Below are 17,464 nucleotides of genomic sequence, written 5' to 3' on the forward strand. Positions count from 1 at the left end.
AGCCGAGCGGTGGTTCCGGTGACGATCTCGGGGGCATGGAGCCTGACCCGGTTTCCCGGACACGGACGGTGTGGTGATCATGCCGCGGTAGCGGCGGCGGTGTGAAGGTTCTCGAACTCGATCGGGGCCAGGTAGCCCAGGCCTGAGTGGCGCCGGCGGGGGTTGTACCAAGCCTCGATCCACTCGAAGATCGCCGTGCCGAGCTCGCCGCGGGCGGACCACGTGCGGGTGTCGAGGAGCTCGCGCTGCATGGTCGACCAGAACGACTCGACCATCGTGTTGTCGACCGAGCTGGCGACGCGGCCCATGGAGCCGAGCAGGCCGGCCTCGCGCAGCCGGTGACCAAACGCCCAACTGGTGTAGACGCTGCCGCGGTCGGAGTGCACCACCGTCCCGGGACCGGGCCGGCGCCGCCACTGAGCCATCTGCAGGGCGTCGACGACGAGCTCGGTCCGCATGTGGTCCGCTATCGACCAGCCCACCACCATCCGCGAGTACGCGTCGATGACGGCGCAGCAGTAGACCTTCCCCTCAGCCGTGGGGTGCTCAGTGACGTCGGTCGCCCAGAGCCGGTCCGGCCCGTCAGCGACGAACCTGCGCTGGACCAGGTCGTCGTGGACGGCCGGGTCCGGCTTGCGGCCCCGCTTGCGACGGTGGCTGATGCCCTGCAGCCCGGCCAGGCGCATCAGCCGGGCGATGCGTTTGCGGCCGCAGCGCAGGCCCAGCCCGAGCTTGAGCTCGGCATGGACGCGCGGGGCGCCGTAGCTGGCCCGCGAGCTTCGGTGGATCTCGATGATCCGGTCGGTCAGCGAGGCGTCCGCGACCGACCGTTTCGAAGGCTCCCGTCCGGCCCACTCGTAGTAGCCGGACCTGCTGACCTCGAGCTCCCGGCAGGCCACCGCGACGGGGATGCCGTCCGCGGCGAGCTCCTGGACCAGCCGGAACGTCATTTTGGGAGGACGTTCTCCCTCGCGAAGTAGGCGGAGGCCCGCTTCAGGATCTCGTTCTCCATTTCCAGGACCCGGGTCCGACGGCGTAGCTCGACGAGCTCGTTCCGTTCGTCGCTGGTCAGGCCTTCCCTGCGGCCGGCGTCGACGTCGTCGATCGACATCCAGCGCCGCAGGCAGGACTCGCTGATCCCGAGGTCCTTCGCGACTTTGGCGACGGAGGTGTCGGGGCGGCGGGCCAGCTCGACTGCTCGTCGGCGGAACTCCGGAGGCTTGGCAGCGGGCATGGGGCGGACTCCTCTCCGAGACGATCCTCGCCTCAGAACAGGTGTCCGGGAAAGCGGGTCAAGCTCCCATGGACGATGCGGCGTTCCAGGTGGGCTGTGGCGAGATCGGGACGTTCGCTCACCAGATCGCGAGGCAACGACCGAGCCGGCATGAACAGGAGGCCCGTCCGTGCGAGCGGGACTGCTGCAGGTTCGGTTGACACCTGACCTGTGGGGACGTGTGTCCCCGCTGGAAGGATGTGTCCCGTGCCCGCACCCCACCCCCAGGAGTTCCGCGACGACGCGGTCGCCCTCGCACGCAAGGGCGAGGCCCCGATCTCGACGATCGCCAAGGACCTCGGCATCTCCGAGTCGTGCCTGCGCAACTGGATGAAGGCCGCCGACGTCGAGGCCGGCACCCGGCAGGGCGTCACCGCCAAGGAGTCCGAGCAGCTGCGTGAGCTGCGCAAGCGCAACAGGTTGCTGGAGCAGGAGAACGAGATCCTGCGCCGGGCGGCGGCGTACTTCGCCAAGGAGATCTCCCCAAAATGATGCACCCGCTGGTCCGTGACCTCGCCGGCGACGGGATCCCCGTCGCGGTGACCTGCCGGGTGCTGAAGTTCTCCACGCAGGGCTACTACGCCTGGTGCGCCAAGCCGATCAGCGACCGGGACCTGGCCGACGCGTACCTGACCGACGCTGCGATCGACGCGCACAGGGACGACCCGGAGTTCGGGTACCGGCTCGTGGCCGACGAACTGCGCCAGGCCGGCCACCGGGTCGGCGACCGGCGGATATGGCGTCTGTGCTCTCAGCAGGGCGTCTACTCCACGCACTCGCGCAAGCGGGGCAAGGCCAAGCGGCCCGGCCCGCCGGTGCACGACGATTTGGTCGAGCGCCGCTTCAGTGCCGAACGACCCAACAGCCTGTGGCTGACCGACATCACCGAGCACTGGACCGACGAGGGCAAGCTCTACTGCTGCGCCATCAAGGACGTCTACTCCAACAAGATCGTCGGCTACTCCATCTCCGACCGGATGAAGTCGCGCCTGGCCGTCGACGCGCTGAACAGCGCCGTACGGCGCCGCGGCGGGCCCGGTGCGGTCGCCGGGTGCGTCGTCCATTCGGACCGGGGCAGCCAATTCCGCTCGAGAAAATTCGTGGCCGCGTTGCGCCGTCACGACCTGCGCGGGTCGATGGGACGCGTCGGCGCGGCCGGGGACAACGCGGCCATGGAGTCGTTCTTCGCGCTGCTGCAGAAGAACGTCCTGAACCGGCGCCGCTGGGGCGCCCGTGACCAGCTGCGCCGGGCGATCGTGGCCTGGATCGAGCAGACCTACCACCACCGACGCCGCCAGGCCCGCCTCGGGCGCCTGACGCCGGTCGAGTTTGAGACCATCTACGCGACCGCCTCAGCGGCCTGAGAACCACTCACCCCGAGTGTCAACGAAACCTGCAGCAGTCCCGCCCGTTGTCGCGAGTTGTGAACCCTTGTGCCCCTGCGATGGCCGAGGCCGAGCGGTGTCGTCATGACGTCAGGTGTGCGCTGGCAGGGGAGAAGATGACGCCTTCCCCGGCCGAACGTGTGTGAGGGCATGCACTCCGACGATCTGCGCGTCGCGGTCATGAGGCCACTCGGATCTCGGTGACCGGGCGAGCCGGGCTTGCGTCCTTTGGCATCGGCGAGCGCAGGCGCCTTCTTCGCGTTGCCTGCAGAGCACGCCGGGTCTCAGGGTCCTCGATGACGGATGGGCCGTCGGCGAGCAGCCGGGCGAGGAGGCCCGCGATGCCGCCCGAACCGCGGAGGACCAGGACAAGCCGGCGAGCCTGCCACGGTGGGAGCTCCAGACGGTTGGCCAGCGGGCGCCAGCCGACGGCTGTCGTGCCTGCACCAACGGGGCCGTCCATCTCGGCCGTCTCCTGCACGATCCGCGCCGCGACCTCTGCAGGCCATCCAGCCTCGCCGAGTGCCTGGGCAGCGAGGCGTACGGCCGTGGTGAGCGGACTGTCGTGCATCCCGGTCGAGCCCTCGGCAGGTGGTTCCCAGCCGTTTGTGAGGAGCGGGTCGAGGGACAGCGGTCGTCGGACGCCGCCAGCCCGTTCGGCGGCGTCGAGCTCCCAGGCCCGCCGCGGCGACACGCCCCAGCGGTCGGCGAGGATCTCACCGAGCATCGCCCGGCGCGCCGTCTGCCACAGGACACCCCAGGGCGAGTGGGCACTGCGCAGCGACGGCTCGAGGAGCTGTAGCCAGACCGCCTCCCAGGCCGTCGCCTCGGCGTGAGCGGCGCAGGCTCCCCTGAGTCCGACGTCGACGGCGAGCGGACGGACGATGTGGCTGCGCAGGTAGGTCAGGAGGGCCGTCGCGGAGGGGCCCTCCCACCCTTCGACGTCGATGACGGCGAGGTGGCCGAGGAGGCCGTCGCGGTCCCGTCGGATGTCAGCCGGCGCCGTTCCTCGAGCGAGCGCGGTGGTACGCGTGCGGCGGTCGTCCATCGTTGCCTCCTCCGTGTGCCGGTCGGAGACGACGCTGCTCAGCGCCTATGCACGTGGCGATGACGCGGAGGCCAGGTTGTGGACGTCATCGATGACGCGCGAGCTGTGGACGGGGCGTCATCGGATCGGGACGCTGGGACTTCGGCTCCGTCATCGGTGCGGCTAGTGGATGCCCGGAGAGTGGTGCCCCAACATCCACTCGGAGGTGGGGCATGTCCGCGACAGCTCAGGTGCACATCACCACCGACCGCGGCGTCCGTGAGGACCGCGTCCTCAACGTCGTGGTCGAGAACGACGACAGGCTGCTCTTGAGCGTCGTCGAGGCTGCTCGGCGGCTCGGGATCGGCCGCACGCTCATGTACGACCTGCTCGCCGCCGGCGAGATCACGTCGGTCCACGTCGGACGGCTGCACAAGATCCCGGTAGGGGCACTCGACGCCTACATCGCCCGGCTCACAGCGACCGTCCCTGAGGTCAGGTGAGTTGGAGCGTCGTCAGGCAGGTCGGGCTGCCCTCCGTCGTGCTGAACGGGACGCTGCCACTCAGGTCGCCCTGCGTGATCTCCACCGTGCCCTCAACGTCCTCAGGGAGCCAGTAGCCGACGAACCCGTTGGAGTACGTCGTGGCGCTCTCCTCGACGAGGACGGCACCGTCCGCGTCGGTGATTCTCACCTCCACCGGCTCCTCGACGAGCTCGCCCTGGCAGCCGGCGAGGCTGTGGAAGAAGCACTCGTGCGTGCTCTCGATGTACGGCGCGATCGACAGGTAGAACTGGCCGTCGTCGAGCGGGACGGCGACCTCCGTGGTACCGTCGCCGACGAGCACCTCGTCCTCGCGCACCGATGCGGTGAAGTCCAGCGGCCGGCTCTCGGCGGAGGCGTCGAGCTGCGTGACAATCTCCTGACCGGTCAAGCCGTCGAGACCGAGGTCGGTGAGTACGTCGTCGTCCGACGTCGTGGCGGAGCAGCCGGCGAGCAGAGCGGCGCTGGCGACGAGGACGGTGGCAAGGTGGAACCGAGAGCGCATGTGGAGATCCTCGCTCACGATCTCGCGCAACTCCGTCGACTGAAGTCCCGTCGGCAATGAAGATCCGATGAAGGGTCGTCTGCTCAGGCAGCCGGCACCGCGGTCCGGGACGGCGGTCCGACACGCTTGGCCCCCTGTGCTGCGGCTGTCGAGGCCTCCGGGCTCAGGTCGAGACGCCGCAGGAGCTGGGCGTTCGCGGCAACGACCACCGTGGACAGGGACATCAGGATCGCGCCGATCTCCATCGGCAGCACGAAGCCCACCGGGGCGAGAACACCGGCTGCGAGTGGGACGGCTGCGATGTTGTAGCCGGCGGCCCACCACAGGTTCTGCGTCATCTTCCGGTAGCCCGCACGCGAGAGCTGGATGACGGACAGGACCGACCGGGGGTCGTCAGAGGCGAGGATGACACCCGCGGAGGCGATCGCGACGTCCGTGCCTGCGCCGATGGCGACGCCGACGTCGGCCTGCGCGAGGGCGGGTGCGTCGTTGACGCCGTCACCGACCATCGCGACGGTCCGCCCGGCGCCCTGCAGGGAGGCCACCTTGCTGCTCTTGTCCTCCGGGCGCACGCCGGCGAAGACCTGGTCGATGCCGAGCTCAGCGCCCACGGCCTTGGCCACCGGCTCCGCGTCGCCGGTGATCATCACGACGCGGATGCCGAGAGCGTGGAGGGCATCGACGGCTTCTCGGGACTCGTGCCGGACCTCGTCGGCGAGCCCCAGGGCGCCGGCGACCTGGCCGTCGAGGAGTACGTGCAGCACGATCTGCCCGCGATCGGACCAGGGCTGAGTCTCCGGCAGGGGGCCGAGCCCGTGCTCGGTCAGGAGGTTCGGTCCGCCGACAGCGACCCGGCGTCCCTGCACCGTGGCGGAGACGCCGACCGCCGTCGACGCCCGGAAGTCGTCGGCACGAGGCACGGTGAGGCCTCGGTGGTGTGCGGCTGCGGTGATCGCTCGCGCGAGGGGGTGCTCGCTGTCGGCCTCCGCCGCCGCGGCAAGACGAAGGAGCTCCTCCTCGCCGATCCCGGTCGTGACGACGTCGTGCAGGGCCGGCTCGCCCTTGGTGAGGGTGCCGGTCTTGTCGAACAGGACGGTGTCGACGACGCGCATCCTCTCGAGCGCAGCCCTGTCCTTGATCAGCACACCACCGCGGGCGGCGCGTTCGGTGGAGATGGAGACCACGAGCGGGATGGCGAGCCCGAGGGCGTGCGGGCAGGCGATGACGAGGACCGTGATGGCGCGGATGATCGCGAAGTCGGGTGTCCCGACGGCGCTCCAGACCGTGACGGTGATGACGGCGGCGATGAGAGCGAACCAGAACAGCCAGCCGGCGGCGCGGTCGGCCAGGAGCTGCGCGCGCGTCGTGGACGACTGTGCCTGCGCGACCAGACGCTGGATTCCGGCCAGCACGGTGGAGTCACCGACGGCGTCGACCTTCACGCGCAGGGCGCTGTCGGTCGAGACGGTTCCGGCGACGACCTGGTCGCCGATGGTCCGACGGACCGGTCTTGACTCGCCGGTGATCATCGACTCGTCGACGTCGGCTGCGCCCTCGACGACCTGCCCGTCGGCCGGGACCCGGCCACCTGGGCGTACGACGACGACGTCGCCCAGGACGAGCGAGGACGGCGAGACCGTGACGACGGAGTCGCCGTCGACCTTCTCCGCCTCGTCGGGCAGCAGCGCCGCGAGCGAGTCCAGGGCCGAGGAGGTCTGGGCCAGGGACCGCATCTCCAGCCAGTGGCCGAGCAGCATGATCACGACCAGGAGCGCGAGCTCCCACCAGAACTCCAGCTCATGCGAGAGCAACCCGAGGGTCGCGCCCCACGACGCGACGAACGCGACCGTGATCGCCATCCCGATCAGCAGCATCATCCCGGGCTTGCGAGCCCGGACCTCGGCGATCGCCCCGGTGAGGAACGGACGTCCACCCCACAGGTAGATGACCGAGCCGAGGATCGGCGCGACCCAGGTGATCCCGGGGACGTCAGGGATGGAGTACCCCAGCAGGTCGGCGAACATGCCGCTGAGCAGGACCGTCGGCGCGGCCAGGGCGAGGTTGATCCAGAACAGGCGCCGGAACAGTGCGACGTGGTCGCTGCCGCTGTGCGCCCGGTGCCCGCCGTGGCCGCCGGCGGAAGGCCGGCTCCCCGCATCGTGCGCCTCCACGTCCATGGGCATGTGGTGGCCCTCGTGCTCCATCTGGCCGGCGTCGTGCCCGCCGTGGCGGTCATGGGCCCGCGGTCCGGCGTCCCCGACCGACGGATCGAGCCGGGCGTCCGCGTGGCTGCGACCTGCGTCGGGCACGTGATGGCCCTGGTGCGCGTTGCTCATGGCTCTCTCCTCGACCTGTGCGCCCGCCGTGATCGGCTAGCTATACCCCGGGGGGGTACCTTGCTGGCCGCAACGAGAGACCTTCGATCGGTATTCCCCAGGGCTCGGGACGCCACGGCGCCGCACAGGGATGCGGGCGGGAAGCTCAGTCGGTCGGGCACGACCGCAACGCTGTGCCCTCGAAGTCCGGTACGGGGCGCGCGTCCGCCTCGGCCGCCGTCTCCGCGATGCCGTTGCGCTCGATGTCCTCGATGAGCCAGTCCATCTCGGCGATCTCCCGCTTCTGCGCCTCGCTGATCTCGACGGCGAGCTCGCACACCCGCACGTCGTCGATCTGCGCCCGCTCGGAGCGGGTTATGGCCAGGGAGTGGTGCGGGATCATCGCGCGCATGAACGCGGTGTCGCCGACCGTGACCTGACTGCGATCGAGGACGACGCCGCCTGCGAGGAGCAGCACGCTTACGGCGACCACGGCGATGTTCGCCTTCGCGCTCTTGTACATGTTCAGCATCCAGGCGAGCATGATCAGCCCCATCGTGCCGCCCATGGTCACCGCCATGAAGACGCGGCTCTGGCTGAAGCGGACGTGGTCGAGCTCCCACGAGCCGACGAACATGACGAAGTACATGACGACCATGGCTGTGAGGATCATGGCGGCGAACCGCAGGTACATGCCCTTCATCTGGTGCCCCTGTCCGCCGCCGTGGTGGTCGTCGCCGTGCTGGGCGCTGTGGCTGTCGTGCTGGCTCTCCGCCGGGTCGCGGTCGTGCTCATGGTGCATGGACATCGGCTGTCTCCTTGTCGCTGCTACCGGTGGATTTCAGCGGATGGCGGCGAGGAGCTCGGCGCAGGCGGTCTCGCAGTCCCGGCACGCCTCGGCGCAGATGCGGCAGTGCTCGTGCATGTCCGCGTGCTGCTCGCACTCGTCACCGCAGGCCCGGCACGCGGCGATGCAGGCCTCGAGGTGGGCCCGGGTGATGTTCGCGTCGTAGCCGGTGTGGCGGGACAGGATGCGTGCGGTGGTCTGGCAGCTGTCCGCGCAGTCGAGGTTGGTCCGGATGCACGTGCGCAGCTCGGCGACCATCTCTTCGCTCAGGCACGCGTCGGCACAGGCGGTGCACGCCTGCGAGCAGGCGACCAGGGTGTCGATCACTCGCGCCAGCAGCTGACGGTCGAGGTTGATGGTGGCGGGGTAGGTCTCGATCATCTGCGTGGTCTTCATGTCGTTACTCCTGGGCCAAGAACGTGCGGCGAGCGACGATCGCGCGCGCCGTGGGGACCTTTTCGACGCTAAGGAGAGGCCTGCACGCGCGCGCGGCGAGACGGCGCCGGTGGCCATCAAGGTTCGATGAAGGTGCGCGCGGCTCGGACGCGACGAGCCGTGTGCAGGGCGGGCAGGGCTACGCCGCGGGGCCGTCGGAAACCGTGTCGGAACGCTCGATGACGTGGCCGGCGAGCCCGTCGGGCAGCCCAGTGGCGCCGGGACCGCCGGAACGCAGCCAATCCCCGAGCTCGGCGGTCGCCTCGTCCCCGGCGAGGCGTTCGAACCACACCGATCGCGCGCCGGCGCGACGGCACGCCGCGGCCGGTCTCGCCACGACGACGTCGCCGCGCTCGCACTCGTCCAGGCACTCGACGAAGGTCAGACGCGCCACACGGTCGCGGGAGAGGCGACGGAGCCGTTCGGCCTGCCCGCCGGGTAGCGGGTCAGTCTCGGCGAGGGTCTCCCCGGCGCACAGCGAGCACGCCGTCAGCCCTGGCAGCGACCTTGCAACCTTCGAGGCGCTCCGCGGACCGGCAGGTGCGTCGCTGCTCATGCGGGAGTCGGGACGACGACGACGGAGCCGACGTTGGGCACCTGTTCCCGAGTTCGTACCTCGGCGTGGGCTGCCACAAGCGTGGCGGCGGCCAGGTCCGCACTCGGGTCCACCCTGACGGTGGCGTCGACGTGCAGGCGGTCCCCGATCCAGCGGGCCTGCAGCCGCGGCACGCCCAGCACGTCCGGGGTGTCGGCGACGGCCCTGGTGGCTCGTTCGACGAGTGCCGGCTCGACGCCGTCCATCAGGCGGCCCACGACGTCGCGCACGGTGCCGCGAAGGAGGGCCAGGATCATCGCGGTGATGAGCAGCCCGACGAGGGGGTCGGCGAGGGGAAAGCCCGCGGCCACGCCGAGGGCGCCGGCGAGCACGGCGAGGGAGGTCAGGCCGTCGGTGCGGGCGTGGACGCCGTCGGCGACGAGGGCGGCCGACCCGATCCTCCGCCCGATGCGGATCCGGTAGACGGCCACGGCCTCGTTGCCCGCGAAGCCGACCAGGCCGGCGGCCGCGACCCACCACACGTTGTCGAGCGGCATCGGGTCGACCAGCCGGCGCACCGACTCGACCCCGGCGACGACGGCGGACAGGGCGATCATCGCGACGATGAACAGCCCCGCCAGGTCCTCCGCTCGCCCGTACCCGTAGGTGTATCGGGTGGTCGCCGCGCGGCGGCCCAGGACGAACGCGAGCCACAGGGGGAGCGCCGTGAGGGCGTCGGAGGCGTTGTGGACGGTGTCGGCCAGCAGGGCGACCGAGCCCGAGATCGCGACGACGGCCAGCTGGGCCAAGGCGGTCACGCCCAGCGCCACGAGGCTGATCTTGACGGCGCGGATCCCGGCGGCGCTGCTCTCCAGGGCGTCGTCGATGGAGTCCGCCGGGTCGTGGGAGTGCGGGGAGAAATATCCGACGAGCAGTCCGCGTAGGCCGCCGGGGTGGTCGTGCCCGTGCCCGTGGTCGTGCCCGCGGTGGTGGCCATGACCGTGGTCGTGATCGGGGCCCTGGTCGTGATCGTGCCCGTGGTCGCCCGGCTGGTCGTGGTCATGCTCGGGGTGCCGCTTCGGTGCGCGCCGGCTGGGGTCGGTCATGCCTCGGAGCTCCTGAGCAGGCGGGGGCGGTGGTGGGCGGGGGTGTCCGAGGAGAGATGCTCGGCGTTGTGGACGGCGTCCGTGACGAGCTGCTCGACGTGGTCGTTCGCCAGCCGGTAGTACACGCTCGTGCCGACCTTGCGGGTCTGCACCAGGTGCGCCAGGCGGAGCTTGGCCAGGTGCTGGGAGACCGTCGGTCCTGGCTTCCCGACGTGGGCGATGAGCTCGTTGACGGACATCTCGCGTCCCACGAGCGCCCACAGCAGTCGCACCCTCGTGGGGTCCGCGAGCATCCGGAACACCTCGGCCGCCAGCTCGGCTTCGTCCGCGTCGAGCGGCGGGCGAAAACTATCTTCACGCATGCGCAGATAGTACGACACGTGAGGTGGTCGCGCCGGGCCGTCCTGGGGCCGGCCCGGCGCGACCACTGCTCACAGGTCGCGGAGCATGCTCTCCATCTCGGTGACCTCGGTGTTCTGGTCGTCCCGGATCGTCCGGGCGAGCGCCAGGGCGTCGGGGTCTTCACCCTCGCCGATATGGGTCTGGGCCATCTCCATGGCTCCGCGGTGGTGGGCGACCATGAGCTCGAGGAACGTCCGGTCGAACTCGACCCCTTCGAGCTCGGCCAGGGTGGCCATCGCCGCCTCCTGGTCCATGCCGTCCATGTCCATCCCGCCGTGGTCCATGCCGCCGTGCTGAGCTTCTGCGGGCAGCTCCTCGTCCCACTCCTCCAACCAGCCGGACATGAGCTCGATCTCGGGGCCCTGCGCTGCGGCGATGCGCTCGGCCAGCGCGCGCACCTCCTCGGTGGAGGCGCGCTCGACCGCGAGCTCGGCCATCTCGAGCGCTCCCTCGTGGTGGACGATCATCATCTGCGCGAACTCCACGTCCGCGGCGTTGTGCTCGGTCGCCTCCTCGGCTACGTCGGTGCTGGAGGACTCTGGCGCCGCGGAGGGCGCCGCCGCTGGTTCGTCCGTGGAGCAGGCGGCCAGGGTGGCGACCAGGGCCAGCGCTGCTGTGGTCGCGGCGAGGCGCCGTCGTGTCGTGCTCATCAAGGGTGGTTCCTTCCCAGGATCGGTGTGCGGTCGGTCAGGCGGTGCTGCTGGTCGCGCAGCAGGTCTCCGTGCCCTGAGAGCCGCCGCTGCAGCAGCCGTCGCCGGCCGTCGTCTCGGTGCTCTCGGTCGTGGTGGTCGTCGTGGTGTCCTGGCAGCAGCCCATCGGGATCTCCTTCGTGATGTCGTGACGTGCGTCAGATCGGGGGCGTCGATGGTCAGAGACGGCTGGTGACCTCCTCGAGCAGGTCGGCGGGGGCGAGCCACATGGAGGGGTAGTTGCCGTGCCAGAGCTGCTGGCCATCGGCGTCGATCAGCACGAACCCGTGCCCCGGGAGCCCTTCGTGCATGCCCTTGCCGAGGGTGTCGTAGGCGGCGGAGACGGTGCCGTCGTCGAGCAGGAACGGCGCTTGGACGCCGAGGCGCTCGCGATCGGCGTTGATCTGCTCGGCGGTGTTCATCACGATCGGCAGCACGGTGATGCCGGCCTCGGCGAACGCGGGGTCCTTCTCGATCTCGGCCATCTGCAGCAGGCAGGAGTCGCACCCGGCGCCCTCGTTGAAGTACAGGACGACCGGCTCACCGCGGTAGTCGGCCAGGGAGACGTTCGAGCCGTCCGAGGCCGGCAGGGTGAAGTCCGGGGCTACCCGGACGTCGGTCGATGTGGTCGGCTGGGAGGTGATCAGCGCGATGGCGACGATGACCCCGATGATCAGTGCGGCCGCGCCCCACGCGGCCCAGCTCAGGCGCTGGCGGCGTTGGGCAGCGCCGGTCTGTGCCTGCTGGATCTCGGCGAGGACCTGCTGGCGTTCAGCGAGGCGGCGGGTGGCGGTTCCGGAGGTCATCGGGTCACTTCTTCCGTGGTCGGAGCGGCGTGGCAGGACGGGACGGGTGCGGCTCGGCCGTCGCTCGGCGCCGCCGCGGAGTCGTCGACGGCGGTGGTCGGTGCGGGGCCGGCCGGCTGGGTGGTGCGGCGGCGGTCGGCGAGGGTCACCCAGATGAACGCGGCGGCGACCCCGAGCAGCGCCAACCCCTGGATGGGTTCGGGCACTGGAGACAGGAAGCCCTGAACGGCGGCGAACACGTCCGTCAGCGTGCGGCTCGCGGCGTCCTGGAACGCCGACCCACCGGTCATGTCCTTGCTGCCGGCGAGGGCGATGACGAACACGCCCATCACGGCGAAGCCGACGGCGACCGCGATGTTGAGGGTGTTGGTGATCAACGTGCGGCCCGCCACGCGCAGTCGGACCGTCTTGGCCTGCAGGAGCTTGCGCTCGCCCAGCCGCGCCTTGTCCCAGACGAGCGCCATGACGAACAGCGGGAAGACCATCCCGAACACGTACGCCAGCCCGAGGGCCAGACCCCCGATCGGCGACCCGGACAGGACCGAGAGGGTCATCACCCCGGCCAGGACCGGTGCGCAGCACGAGGACGCGATCCCGGAGAACACTCCGAGGGAGAAGAAGCTCGCCGTGTCACCACCGGTGGTGTCCGGGGCGCGCAGGAACGACGGCAGGGACCACATCCGGCCTGACAGGGCCAGCGCCGCCAAGGCGATCATCAGCAGGCCACCGGCCCAGTACAGCGGGGCGTGGTACCGGGCGATCGCGCCGGCGAGCAGGCTCATCCCCAGGGTGATCGGCACCAGCACCACAGCCAGGCCCGCCGCGAAGACGAACGTCAGCGGCAGCAGCCGCCATCGGGCGTTCTTGACAGCGCCGGCCAGGTAGGACGGCGCCAGGAAGACGATGCAGCACGGGGCGAACAGGGCCACCCCGCCGGCGAAGAACGCCGCCAGGATGCTTCCCGTCGTCAGGAGCTCGCTGCCCATCTCAGGCACCGACCGCGAGCGTGCGCCGGCGCTGCAGGGCCTTGGTGAGCTTCTTGCGTGGCAGCCGGCCGGCGGAGAAGAAGCTCCCGTCCACCAGCACCAGCGGGTTCATCGCCGGACGGTGCTCGGCCACGAGCGCTCGGCCCTCGTCGGTGTCGATGCCAACACTGCGGACCACCAGCGGGAAGTCACGGGCCAGGACGGCGAGCGCCTCCTCGGCGTCGTGGCAGAAGTGGCACGCCGGAGCGTGGACGACGGTGACGACCGGTGGGTCGACGTTCTCGGTGGTGGACACGGGTTCTCCTGCAGGCTGTCGCGGATCGGACGTGTGAAGCGTCGACGTGCCGCACCGAACGACCGGTCGCCCTTGGATCAAGGTTCGATGAAGGTCCCCACCAGGTGCTCGACGGCAGCACACAATGGGGCGTGACCAGCACCACTGCCCTCGCCACGAGACCCATGCGACGCGCGGTCGTCGTCGACGACGAGCAGGCCTTGGCCCGGCTGGTGGCCGGATACCTCGAGCGCGACGGGTTCGAGGTGAGCGTGATCCATGACGGCGCACAGGCCGTCGGCGTCCTTCGCGAGGTGGACCCCGACGTCGTCGTCCTGGACCTGGGCCTCCCCGGTCTGGACGGGGTCGAGGTGTGCCGTCAGCTGCGCACGTTCTCGGACTGCTACGTCATCATGCTGACCGCCCGCGCCGAGGAGGTCGACACCCTCATCGGCTTGTCGGTCGGTGCCGACGACTACATGACCAAGCCCTTCAGCCCTCGAGAACTCATGGCCAGGGTCGCAGTCCTGATGCGACGGCCCCGCCGCCCGGAGTCCTCCTCGGCCGCGCCGCCCTCACGTCCGGCCGTGGAGATCGGGGCGCTGCGCATGGACCTGGACGCCCGGGAGGTGCACCTCGACGGCGGAGCGGTGCCGTTGACGCGCACCGAGTTCGACGTTCTGGCCGCGCTCGCCTCGGGCCCGGGACGGGTGTTCAGCCGGCGCGCGCTCATCGAGGCGGTCTGGGGAGCAAACTGGGTCGGAGATGAGCACCTCGTCGACGTGCACGTGCTGCATGTGCGCCAGAAGCTCGGCGACAGCGCCGAGCAACAGAGGTTCGTGCGCACGGTGCGAGGTGTCGGGTACCGGATCGGGACTGGGGAGTGAAGCCGATTCCGACGGGAGCCCGGTGGGGCCTTGCCGGGCGCCTGCTCATCGCGCTCGTCATCGTGCTCGCGACCGCTGCCCTGACGGCGTGGCTGGTGGCCTCCGCCGTTGGCCCAGGCCTGTTCCACGAGCACATGGTGCGCGCTGGTCTGGAGGACCACGACGACGCCGTCATGCACGCCGAGCGGGCGTTCCGCGACGCCAGTGCCGTCTCCCTAGCTCTGGCCCTGGGCGCCGCCGCCGTTGCCTCGGCCGCCGTGAGTCTGGTGCTCGCGCGGCGCATCGGCCGGTCCCTGGCCGCCGTGTCCACCGCCGCGGCACGCCTGGGCGCCGGTCGGTACGAGTCCCGCGTCCCGGCTGCAGGCCTGGGCGCGGAGTTCGACGAGCTCGCCGAGTCGTTCAACGCCATGGCCGCCCGGCTGCAAGAAGCCGAACGGCTGCGGGCCCGGCTCCTGGCCGACGTCGCCCACGAGGTCCGCACTCCCGTCGCCACCATCGCCGGGTACCTCGAGGCCGTGGAAGACGGTCTGCAGCCGATGGACGAGCCCACGATGGCCGTGCTGCGTGACCAGGCCGCGCGCCTGACCCGGCTGGCGCGCGACCTTGCCGCGGTGACCCACGCCGAGGCCGGTGACGTCGCACTTGCACTCGAACCGTTGACGCCCGATGAGTTGCTTGCCGCGACCGCCGGCACCTGGCGGGAGCGGGCGGCCGCCGCCGGGGTCGGCCTGCGGGTCCAGGTCGACCCCGAGCTGGGACACGTCCGTGTGGACCGCCAGCGCATGGGCCAGGTGCTGGACAACCTGGTTGCCAACGCAGTGCGTCACACCCCGGCCGGAGGCACGATCACGCTTCGCGCGACCGGCGATCACCAGCGGGTGGCCCTGTGCGTGTCCGACACCGGAGCCGGCGTCGGGCCGGAGCACCTGCCGCACCTGTTCGAGCGCTTCTACCGGGCCGATACCGCGCGGGACCGTGCCCACGGTGGTTCGGGCATCGGCCTGGCGATCTGCAAGGCGCTCACCGAGGCCCACGGCGGCACCATCGCCGCGACGAGCGACGGCCCAGGGGCGGGCGCGTCGTTCACCGTCACGCTCCCGGTGCCGCCACTCTGAGCTCAACTCAGCGGGCTTGCAGCGCCGCGTTCTGGCGGCGACGTCACGGGCGCGCCCTCCGTGATGTCGTGCGCGCCATGGTGGTGCTGCCCGGCCTGGCCGCGGCGGTGCATCCACACCATCATGGCGATCATCATCAGCGGGCACGCAAGCGCAGCTGCCAGCGGCAACGCCGCGCCAGGTCGCACACCAGCCGCCAGCGCCACGACCAGCACCGCCGCAGCAGCGACGACCATCCCCTTGAGGTGACTCTTCATCGCAGTCCTTCCGATCGCGCCGGCAGAGGTCCAGCGAGCTCCGCGCGAAGCCTGCGGTAGGTGTCCACATCGATCTGCCCGGCGGCCAGCCGGGCATCGAGCACGGTCACCGCGTCCGGCTCAGGTGCGGCGGGAAACAATCGCGTCACCGCCCAGACGGCCATGCCGAGCACCGCCAGGCTCGACGCGAGGACCAGCCACCCGCCGACTCCTAGATCAACGCACCACGGCATCGGTCCGCTCCTCTCGCTCCGGGGGCGCCAGCGGCGCCCACCGCCTCAGGCTCCCCGGGGCAGCCGCAAGGCGCGGTCGAGGTCCTATGAAGGCTCGATGAAGACCGCCTCGGTCGTCGTCGGACGCGGGCCTGGAACGGTCGAGACCGGGCGGCTCAGGACGCCGCTAGCAACGGCGCGAACGTCACGCCGCCATCGTCTGAGGCCAGCAGCCCGTTCGCGGTGACCATGACGACGTGGATCGAGCCGTCGGCGCGCCGCGTGGCGGCGACCGCCATCGCGGGTTCCCCGAGCTGCGCGGTCCGGGTCCACGTCGCCCCGGCATCCTCGCTGCGCGAGACCTCGCCGTGGGGAGTCACACCGACAGCGACGTTCTCGTCGGCGAACGCGACGAACTGCAGCAGAGGTGCTGCGGGTCGTGCCCACGACGAGCCGCCGTCCTGCGACCGGTAGACCCCGGACGCGCTCGTGATCAGCACCGCGCTGCCCGTCGGAGACGCCGCCATGGCGAAGGGGGTCCCAGGGGCTGTCTCCACCTCGGTCCAGGTCAACCCATCACCGGTGGCTCGCAGCGCGAACCCGTCGAACCCAAGGACTCCCGCGGCGGAGGCTGTCAGGGCGTGAAAATCCGACTCCCCGCCCCGTGACACCGGCGTCCACGTCAGGCCGCCGTCCCGGGACTCCGCCAGGCCCAAAGGCTGAGGAAGGTCCACACCCGGCCCCGGGTGTCCCGAGGCGTAGAAGTGGTCCGGGCCGGCCACCGTGAACCCCATGAGATCCACGACCGGGCCCACGGGCTCAGGCCCGCCTGCCCCGTAACGGAACAGACCGTCATGGGTGGCCAGGTACACGAGGCCGTCGGCAGGATTGACCGCTACGCCATGCACGTGGTCACTCGGCAGACCGCCGTCCAGCTCCAGCTGCTCGGCCTGCGGTGACGCGGCGTCCTCGCGGGTGATGTGCGGATGGTCGGAGGACGCCGACGGCGGGATGGTTGGCTCCGACGGCAGCCGTTCCGGCTCGGCGCAACCGCCAACCGCAGCGGTGACCAGCGCGGCCATGACGATCCGTGCGCAGGCCTGCGGCCGGCGACCGTGCAACGTAGCCAAGGAGACCACTTTCGCTGTCTAGCAGGGGCGGACGGTGCACGTGATCGCGATCAGGCGGGCGAGCGACTCGAACACAGCAGCGCGGCGCTGAAGCTGGTGACCGAGGTGTGCCCGACCGCAGCAGCGGTCAGAAGCGCAAGAACGTGGGGTTGGACTGCCAGATCTCGCGGATCTGGATCGTCTTACCGGGTACCGGAGCGTCGATCTGCAGGTTGCCGCCTGCGTAGATCGAGATGTGACCCGGGGTCCAGATGAGGTCCCCAGGCTGCGCCTGATCAGCCGACACCACGGTCCCGGCCTCACGCTGCGCGGAGGACGTCCGCGGCAGGGTGATGCCGACCTGCGCGTACACGTAGGAGGTGAATCCCGAGCAGTCGAAACCGTCCGGCGTCGTACCACCCCACAGGTACGGAACACCCACGTACTGAGCGGCGATCTCCACGATCGCGCTGCCGTTCGCGCTGGCCGGCGCCGGCGCGCCGATCGGCGCTGGGGTCGCCTCTTCGGCGGTCGGCGCTGCCTCACGTGCCTGGCTGCGTGAGGGCGCGGGCTCCGGCTCCGGCTCAGGAGCTGACGGCGGAGGCGGAGGGTCCGCGACAACCGTGATGGCCGGGACGTCGAAGGCCCAGGTCGCCTCCAGTGGCGTCCCGCAGAGTGGTGTGCGAGCCCGGCCCTGGTGAGGGCGTCGTCGTAGACGTGTAGGCGGTCACCGCGTGATTCTTCGAGAGACCTACCA

21 protein-coding genes and 1 pseudogene are annotated in these 17,464 nt (G+C 70.7%); 4 read left to right on the forward strand and 18 right to left on the reverse strand.

Features of this window, described 5'->3' with window-relative positions; all coding sequences use genetic code 11:
• Window positions 1-77: 77 nt before the first annotated feature.
• Both AC2TDM_RS05090 and AC2TDM_RS05095 read right to left on the reverse strand, forming a co-directional pair.
• A complete protein-coding gene (locus tag AC2TDM_RS05090) occupies window positions 78-950 on the reverse strand; it encodes an IS3 family transposase (protein WP_484636003.1) in 873 nt (290 codons plus the stop codon).
• Entirely contained in the window at window positions 947-1,234 is a 288-nt protein-coding gene (locus tag AC2TDM_RS05095) for a transposase (protein WP_484636004.1), read from the reverse strand. The genes AC2TDM_RS05090 and AC2TDM_RS05095 overlap by 4 nt, the downstream gene beginning before the upstream one ends.
• Before the next feature lie 246 nt (window positions 1,235-1,480).
• Here AC2TDM_RS05095 and AC2TDM_RS05100 point away from each other — a divergent pair.
• Window positions 1,481-2,637, forward strand: a protein-coding gene (locus tag AC2TDM_RS05100) for an IS3 family transposase (protein WP_484636005.1) whose coding sequence is annotated in 2 segments (ribosomal slippage) — window positions 1,481-1,754 and window positions 1,754-2,637 — 1,158 coding nt in all. Because the reading frame shifts where the segments join, the coding sequence is not laid out codon by codon here.
• A gap of 199 nt (window positions 2,638-2,836) precedes the next feature.
• Here the strand turns inward: AC2TDM_RS05100 and AC2TDM_RS05105 are convergent.
• Complete coding sequence (locus AC2TDM_RS05105; RefSeq protein ID WP_484636006.1) at window positions 2,837-3,706, reverse strand: hypothetical protein; 870 nt, start codon at window positions 3,704-3,706, stop codon at window positions 2,837-2,839.
• A 230-nt stretch (window positions 3,707-3,936) separates the two neighbouring features.
• Here AC2TDM_RS05105 and AC2TDM_RS05110 point away from each other — a divergent pair, with 230 nt between their 5' ends.
• Window positions 3,937-4,188, forward strand: a complete 252-nt coding sequence (locus AC2TDM_RS05110) for an excisionase family DNA-binding protein (RefSeq protein WP_484636007.1) — start codon at window positions 3,937-3,939, stop codon at window positions 4,186-4,188.
• Here AC2TDM_RS05110 and AC2TDM_RS05115 read toward each other — a convergent pair.
• The 11 genes from AC2TDM_RS05115 to AC2TDM_RS05165 all read right to left on the reverse strand — a co-directional run bounded on the left by AC2TDM_RS05115 (window position 4,181) and on the right by AC2TDM_RS05165 (window position 13,148).
• The gene (locus tag AC2TDM_RS05115; protein WP_310751819.1) at window positions 4,181-4,732 is read right to left on the reverse strand and encodes a CueP family metal-binding protein; all 552 of its coding nucleotides are present in this window, start codon (window positions 4,730-4,732) and stop codon (window positions 4,181-4,183) included. The genes AC2TDM_RS05110 and AC2TDM_RS05115 overlap by 8 nt on opposite strands.
• Before the next feature lie 83 nt (window positions 4,733-4,815).
• Complete coding sequence (locus AC2TDM_RS05120; protein ID WP_484636008.1) at window positions 4,816-7,068, reverse strand: heavy metal translocating P-type ATPase; 2,253 nt, start codon at window positions 7,066-7,068, stop codon at window positions 4,816-4,818.
• A gap of 145 nt (window positions 7,069-7,213) precedes the next feature.
• Window positions 7,214-7,855 carry a DUF305 domain-containing protein gene (locus AC2TDM_RS05125; protein ID WP_310751822.1) on the reverse strand — a complete coding sequence of 214 codons (642 nt, stop codon included), beginning with the start codon at window positions 7,853-7,855 and terminating at the stop codon, window positions 7,214-7,216.
• Between the two features lie 33 nt (window positions 7,856-7,888).
• On the reverse strand, window positions 7,889-8,290 hold the full coding sequence (locus AC2TDM_RS05130) for a four-helix bundle copper-binding protein (protein ID WP_310751824.1): 402 nt from the start codon (window positions 8,288-8,290) through the stop codon (window positions 7,889-7,891).
• Window positions 8,291-8,468: 178 nt separating this feature from the next.
• Window positions 8,469-8,885, reverse strand: coding sequence for a hypothetical protein (locus tag AC2TDM_RS05135; protein ID WP_310751827.1), 417 nt, complete (start codon window positions 8,883-8,885; stop codon window positions 8,469-8,471).
• A complete protein-coding gene (locus AC2TDM_RS05140) occupies window positions 8,882-9,970 on the reverse strand; it encodes a cation diffusion facilitator family transporter (RefSeq protein ID WP_484636009.1) in 1,089 nt (362 codons plus the stop codon). The genes AC2TDM_RS05135 and AC2TDM_RS05140 overlap by 4 nt, the downstream gene beginning before the upstream one ends.
• Entirely contained in the window at window positions 9,967-10,332 is a 366-nt protein-coding gene (locus AC2TDM_RS05145; RefSeq protein ID WP_310751830.1) for an ArsR/SmtB family transcription factor, read from the reverse strand. The genes AC2TDM_RS05140 and AC2TDM_RS05145 overlap by 4 nt, the downstream gene beginning before the upstream one ends.
• A gap of 69 nt (window positions 10,333-10,401) precedes the next feature.
• The gene (locus AC2TDM_RS05150) at window positions 10,402-11,022 is read right to left on the reverse strand and encodes a DUF305 domain-containing protein (RefSeq protein ID WP_310751833.1); all 621 of its coding nucleotides are present in this window, start codon (window positions 11,020-11,022) and stop codon (window positions 10,402-10,404) included.
• A gap of 218 nt (window positions 11,023-11,240) precedes the next feature.
• Window positions 11,241-11,867 carry a peroxiredoxin family protein gene (locus AC2TDM_RS05155; RefSeq protein ID WP_310751836.1) on the reverse strand — a complete coding sequence of 209 codons (627 nt, stop codon included), beginning with the start codon at window positions 11,865-11,867 and terminating at the stop codon, window positions 11,241-11,243.
• Window positions 11,864-12,853 carry a cytochrome c biogenesis CcdA family protein gene (locus AC2TDM_RS05160; RefSeq protein ID WP_310751839.1) on the reverse strand — a complete coding sequence of 330 codons (990 nt, stop codon included), beginning with the start codon at window positions 12,851-12,853 and terminating at the stop codon, window positions 11,864-11,866. The genes AC2TDM_RS05155 and AC2TDM_RS05160 overlap by 4 nt, the downstream gene beginning before the upstream one ends.
• 1 nt (window position 12,854) lies before the next feature.
• Complete coding sequence (locus AC2TDM_RS05165; protein WP_310751842.1) at window positions 12,855-13,148, reverse strand: thioredoxin domain-containing protein; 294 nt, start codon at window positions 13,146-13,148, stop codon at window positions 12,855-12,857.
• 164 nt (window positions 13,149-13,312) lie between these two features.
• On the opposite strand from AC2TDM_RS05165, the gene AC2TDM_RS05170 reads away from it, so the two are divergent.
• Together AC2TDM_RS05170 and AC2TDM_RS05175 are read left to right on the forward strand one after the other, a co-directional pair.
• Window positions 13,313-14,014, forward strand: a complete 702-nt coding sequence (locus AC2TDM_RS05170) for a response regulator (protein WP_310754106.1) — start codon at window positions 13,313-13,315, stop codon at window positions 14,012-14,014.
• Window positions 14,011-15,129 carry a sensor histidine kinase gene (locus AC2TDM_RS05175; protein WP_310751845.1) on the forward strand — a complete coding sequence of 373 codons (1,119 nt, stop codon included), beginning with the start codon at window positions 14,011-14,013 and terminating at the stop codon, window positions 15,127-15,129. The genes AC2TDM_RS05170 and AC2TDM_RS05175 overlap by 4 nt, the downstream gene beginning before the upstream one ends.
• Window positions 15,130-15,131: 2 nt before the next feature.
• Here AC2TDM_RS05175 and AC2TDM_RS05180 read toward each other — a convergent pair whose 3' ends face one another.
• From AC2TDM_RS05180 to AC2TDM_RS05195, 4 genes and pseudogenes are all read right to left on the reverse strand, one after another.
• Complete coding sequence (locus AC2TDM_RS05180) at window positions 15,132-15,386, reverse strand: hypothetical protein (RefSeq protein WP_310751848.1); 255 nt, start codon at window positions 15,384-15,386, stop codon at window positions 15,132-15,134.
• Window positions 15,383-15,559, reverse strand: a complete 177-nt coding sequence (locus AC2TDM_RS05185) for a hypothetical protein (RefSeq protein WP_484636010.1) — start codon at window positions 15,557-15,559, stop codon at window positions 15,383-15,385. The genes AC2TDM_RS05180 and AC2TDM_RS05185 overlap by 4 nt, the downstream gene beginning before the upstream one ends.
• A gap of 215 nt (window positions 15,560-15,774) precedes the next feature.
• On the reverse strand, window positions 15,775-16,680 hold the full coding sequence (locus AC2TDM_RS05190) for a F510_1955 family glycosylhydrolase (RefSeq protein ID WP_310751855.1): 906 nt from the start codon (window positions 16,678-16,680) through the stop codon (window positions 15,775-15,777).
• Window positions 16,681-16,855: 175 nt separating this feature from the next.
• Window positions 16,856-17,197: pseudogene (locus AC2TDM_RS05195) on the reverse strand (C40 family peptidase); the annotation flags it as partial.
• Window positions 17,198-17,464 lie beyond the last annotated feature (267 nt).

Source organism: Cellulomonas sp. plas2 (assembly GCF_057221735.1).

Coding starts and splice junctions, on each gene's coding strand:
- AC2TDM_RS05120 (WP_484636008.1), bottom strand. CDS start 7,068: ATGAGCAACGCGCACCAGGGCCATCACGTGCCCGACGCAGGTCGCAGC.
- AC2TDM_RS05090 (WP_484636003.1), bottom strand. CDS start 950: ATGACGTTCCGGCTGGTCCAGGAGCTCGCCGCGGACGGCATCCCCGTC.
- AC2TDM_RS05130 (WP_310751824.1), bottom strand. CDS start 8,290: ATGAAGACCACGCAGATGATCGAGACCTACCCCGCCACCATCAACCTC.
- AC2TDM_RS05125 (WP_310751822.1), bottom strand. CDS start 7,855: ATGTCCATGCACCATGAGCACGACCGCGACCCGGCGGAGAGCCAGCAC.
- AC2TDM_RS05180 (WP_310751848.1), bottom strand. CDS start 15,386: ATGAAGAGTCACCTCAAGGGGATGGTCGTCGCTGCTGCGGCGGTGCTG.
- AC2TDM_RS05115 (WP_310751819.1), bottom strand. CDS start 4,732: ATGCGCTCTCGGTTCCACCTTGCCACCGTCCTCGTCGCCAGCGCCGCT.
- AC2TDM_RS05105 (WP_484636006.1), bottom strand. CDS start 3,706: ATGGACGACCGCCGCACGCGTACCACCGCGCTCGCTCGAGGAACGGCG.
- AC2TDM_RS05160 (WP_310751839.1), bottom strand. CDS start 12,853: ATGGGCAGCGAGCTCCTGACGACGGGAAGCATCCTGGCGGCGTTCTTC.
- AC2TDM_RS05155 (WP_310751836.1), bottom strand. CDS start 11,867: ATGACCTCCGGAACCGCCACCCGCCGCCTCGCTGAACGCCAGCAGGTC.
- AC2TDM_RS05150 (WP_310751833.1), bottom strand. CDS start 11,022: ATGAGCACGACACGACGGCGCCTCGCCGCGACCACAGCAGCGCTGGCC.
- AC2TDM_RS05190 (WP_310751855.1), bottom strand. CDS start 16,680: ATGGCCGCGCTGGTCACCGCTGCGGTTGGCGGTTGCGCCGAGCCGGAA.
- AC2TDM_RS05135 (WP_310751827.1), bottom strand. CDS start 8,885: ATGAGCAGCGACGCACCTGCCGGTCCGCGGAGCGCCTCGAAGGTTGCA.
- AC2TDM_RS05145 (WP_310751830.1), bottom strand. CDS start 10,332: ATGCGTGAAGATAGTTTTCGCCCGCCGCTCGACGCGGACGAAGCCGAG.
- AC2TDM_RS05170 (WP_310754106.1), top strand. CDS start 13,313: ATGCGACGCGCGGTCGTCGTCGACGACGAGCAGGCCTTGGCCCGGCTG.
- AC2TDM_RS05140 (WP_484636009.1), bottom strand. CDS start 9,970: ATGACCGACCCCAGCCGGCGCGCACCGAAGCGGCACCCCGAGCATGAC.
- AC2TDM_RS05095 (WP_484636004.1), bottom strand. CDS start 1,234: ATGCCCGCTGCCAAGCCTCCGGAGTTCCGCCGACGAGCAGTCGAGCTG.